Origin of the sequence: Arthrobacter sp. (assembly GCF_030540645.1) — a bacterium.
In the GTDB taxonomy this organism is placed as follows: domain Bacteria; phylum Actinomycetota; class Actinomycetes; order Actinomycetales; family Micrococcaceae; genus Specibacter.
In genome coordinates, this window is the sequence record NZ_JAUNVV010000055.1 from 1 (window position 1) to 3,010 (window position 3,010).

Sequence of the window (3,010 nt, forward strand, 5' to 3'; positions counted from 1 at the left end):
TGGCGGTGACGGTGGGATTTGAACCCACGTTAGGCTCTCACCTAAACAACATTTCGAGTGTTGCACCTTCGGCCGCTCGGACACGTCACCAACGCGTCAACCTTACCGGCTCAAAGCCCCACAACAAAAATGAGTCCTGGGGTGAGAAACGATCATGGTGGAAGATGGGCCCATGGACACTGCAACGAGGCTTGCGTGGAGCTGGCACAAACAAGGCCTGGACGGCTCATTGGCGGGAAGCGATGCCGCGACCGTGCTGGGAACGGCCGGATGGGCGCGCTCCGTTGGCGGCGACAACCCGTACCTGACGTTGTTTGCCCGGGCGGGGATTCGTAGGGAGGAAGCAGACGCAGCCGTAGCCGCCTTGAAAATTCATGAACTTCCGACGGCGCGCGGCTGCACCTATGTGCTGGGTGCGGAAGACTTCGCGTGGGCGCTCACGCTGGGCCGGGGCGCGGTGGAGACAACGCTCAAGGTGCTGGACAAGCTCGGCGTGAAGAGCGCAGAAATCCAGAGCCTTGAAACGCAAACACTCCGTTTACTGCACGACTCCGCAGCGAACGGCGCGGGCGCCCTGGATCCCAGGCAGCTCAAGGACCAGCTGGGTGATGCCGTCCGCAGCCTGGGGGAGGAGGGCAAGAAGAAGGGCGCCTCAACGACGCTGCCCACGGTACTGGGATTGTTGCAGGCTGACGGCCGCATCCGGCGCGTGCCGATCAATGGCCGGCTCGACCAACAGCGCTACGCCTACACAGCCTGGGAGCTGCCGGCTGCTGAAGAGTCGCCGGAGCAGGCAAGGGCCAAGCTGATGGAAAACTACTTGGGCTGGACGGGCGGGGCCACGCTCAAACAATCCCAATGGTTCACGGGCTTTACGGTGGCCCAAACCAAGGCCGCGATCGCAGCCGTCAATGGCGTGGAAGTCCAGCCCGAGAAAATCGAGTCGGTGGAAACTTCAGCCGCAGACGCCCCGGGCGTGTGGATGCTCCCTGCGGACATGGAGACGTCGGCGGATTTCAAGGCCCCGCAGGAGGAACAAATCCAGCTGCTTGCGGGCTCGGATTCGTTGTTTTTGCTGCGGCGCAACGCGGCCGATCATTTTGCCGACGCAGACAGGGGCCGCCAGCTGCTCAGTTCCACGCTGTCGCTCCAAGCCGACCTGCCGGACCATCCCATCGTGGACCGGGGGAGGATCATTGGCCTGTGGCAGTATGACCCCGGCCGGGAACGAATCGCGCACTGGCTTTTCAACGCCACCACAGACGCCGTGCAGCAGCGCATCCTGGAGGTCGAAGCGTTCATTCGCGAAGACTTGGGCGACTTCCGCTCCTTCAGTCTCGATTCGCCGTCGAGCAGGCAAAAGCGGATTGACGCACTCAACAACGCGGCGGAAGGTTCCCAGCCATGCGAAAGCTGACAGGCTTCCTCGTGGCATCCGCCGTGGCCGTCGTCGCGTTGCCGGGGGCGGCGTGTTCACCGCAGCCCGGCTCGCAGCCCTGCTTTCCACCGCCGCTGTCGCTGAGCACGACCTCGGGCGCACCCGGTGATTCCGTCACAGTCTCCGCACATGACGCCACGTGCAACCCTCGGTACGGCACCCATGCGCAGATCAAGGTTGAAGTCTTCGACGGCACAGGAACCTTGATCGTGAACAGCACGGGGCCCATGAACGACGCCGGTGGGTTCAGTTTCAACTTTGAGCTGCCGGTCGCTGCCGTCCCCGGCACATGGAGGGTTTCCGCATTCCCACATGATGTGGACTGGTGCGACGACACGGGAAGGAACAACCGTGTGGGGCGCGGGCCGGGCGGCGAAGAAATGCAGCGGGTTTCGTGCGTGCTGCCTTCACTGGAACTACTGGTGACTCCTTAGCGGTGCCCGCCGAAAAAGTCCTTCAGCAGGGCCGCACACTCGTCCTCCCGGACGCCGGGAAACACCTCAACCCAGTGATTTAGCCGACGTTCGCGCAGCACGTCGAACACTGATCCCGCCGCGCCGGCTTTCTCATCCCACGCCCCGAAAACAACGCGCGGCACCCTCGCCAGCACAATCGCGCCGGCACACATGGCACACGGTTCCAGTGTGACCACCAAGGTACAGTCCGCCAGACGCCACGAGCCCAAGTTTGCCGCCGCTTCGCGGATCGCCACTATTTCCGCGTGCGCAGTGGGGTCCCCGTACGCCTCACGTTCGTTGCGCCCCAAACCGAGGATCCCGCCGTCGGGCCCGATGACTATGGCACCAATGGGAACGTCGGCGGTCTGCAGGGCCAGTTGTGCCTGAGCCAGGGCAAGGCCCATCCAGTCATAGTGGCGGGCTGATATTTCTGCGGCGGAACTAGCAGTGATGGGCACGGCTCAATGGTAGCTTTTATTCATGCGCGTACTGGTTGCGGATCATCCGCTGATTGCCCACAAATTGACTGTCCTGCGGGACAAAAACACCCCGTCGCCGGTGTTTCGCCAACTCACCGAGGAATTGGTGACACTGCTGGCGTACGAGGCAACCCGGGAAGTGCGGGTGGAGCCGGTGAACATTGAAACCCCGGTGACTTCCACCATTGGCACCGGACTGGTCAAACCCACACCCCTGGTGGTGCCGATCCTGCGCGCCGGTCTGGGCATGCTCGAGGGCATGACCCGCCTGCTGCCCACGGCCGAAGTGGGCTTCCTGGGCATGGCCCGCAATGAGGAGACGCTCGAGGCGATTACCTACGCCGAGCGCCTGCCCGAGGATCTGACCGGACGCCAGGTGTATGTCCTTGACCCCATGCTGGCCACCGGCGGGACGCTGATCGAGGCGTTCAAGTTCCTCTTCGATCGCGGTGCCGCAGACATCACCTGCATCTGCCTGCTGGCAGCTCCGGAGGGTCTGGCCAAGCTGGAAGCAGCCCATGGCGGGCGCGATAACGTGCACGTGGTGCTGGCCTCCATTGATGAGTGCCTCAATGAGCAGGCGTACATTGTGCCGGGCCTCGGCGATGCAGGAGACCGCCTGTACGGCGTGGCCG

4 protein-coding genes and 1 tRNA gene are annotated in these 3,010 nt (G+C 63.5%); 3 read left to right on the top strand and 2 right to left on the bottom strand.

Going from position 1 to position 3,010, the window contains the following annotated elements; all coding sequences use genetic code 11:
• Positions 1–90 (bottom strand) — tRNA-Ser (locus Q4P21_RS10935).
• A gap of 82 nt (positions 91–172) precedes the next feature.
• Here Q4P21_RS10935 and Q4P21_RS10940 point away from each other — a divergent pair.
• Positions 173–1,417 (top strand): crosslink repair DNA glycosylase YcaQ family protein, encoded by a 1,245-nt coding sequence (locus Q4P21_RS10940; protein ID WP_303388800.1) that lies wholly within the window; start codon positions 173–175, stop codon positions 1,415–1,417.
• A complete protein-coding gene (locus Q4P21_RS10945) occupies positions 1,405–1,872 on the top strand; it encodes a hypothetical protein (protein ID WP_303388801.1) in 468 nt (155 codons plus the stop codon). Before Q4P21_RS10940 ends, Q4P21_RS10945 begins: the two co-directional genes overlap by 13 nt.
• Here the strand turns inward: Q4P21_RS10945 and tadA are convergent.
• Positions 1,869–2,354 (bottom strand): tRNA adenosine(34) deaminase TadA, encoded by a 486-nt coding sequence (gene tadA / locus Q4P21_RS10950; RefSeq protein ID WP_303388802.1) that lies wholly within the window; start codon positions 2,352–2,354, stop codon positions 1,869–1,871. The genes Q4P21_RS10945 and tadA overlap by 4 nt on opposite strands.
• Positions 2,355–2,376: 22 nt before the next feature.
• Between tadA and upp the strand changes: the two genes are divergently transcribed.
• Positions 2,377–3,010, top strand: a 634-nt coding sequence (gene upp / locus Q4P21_RS10955) for a uracil phosphoribosyltransferase (RefSeq protein ID WP_303388803.1), incomplete at its 3' end; no start/stop codon positions are given.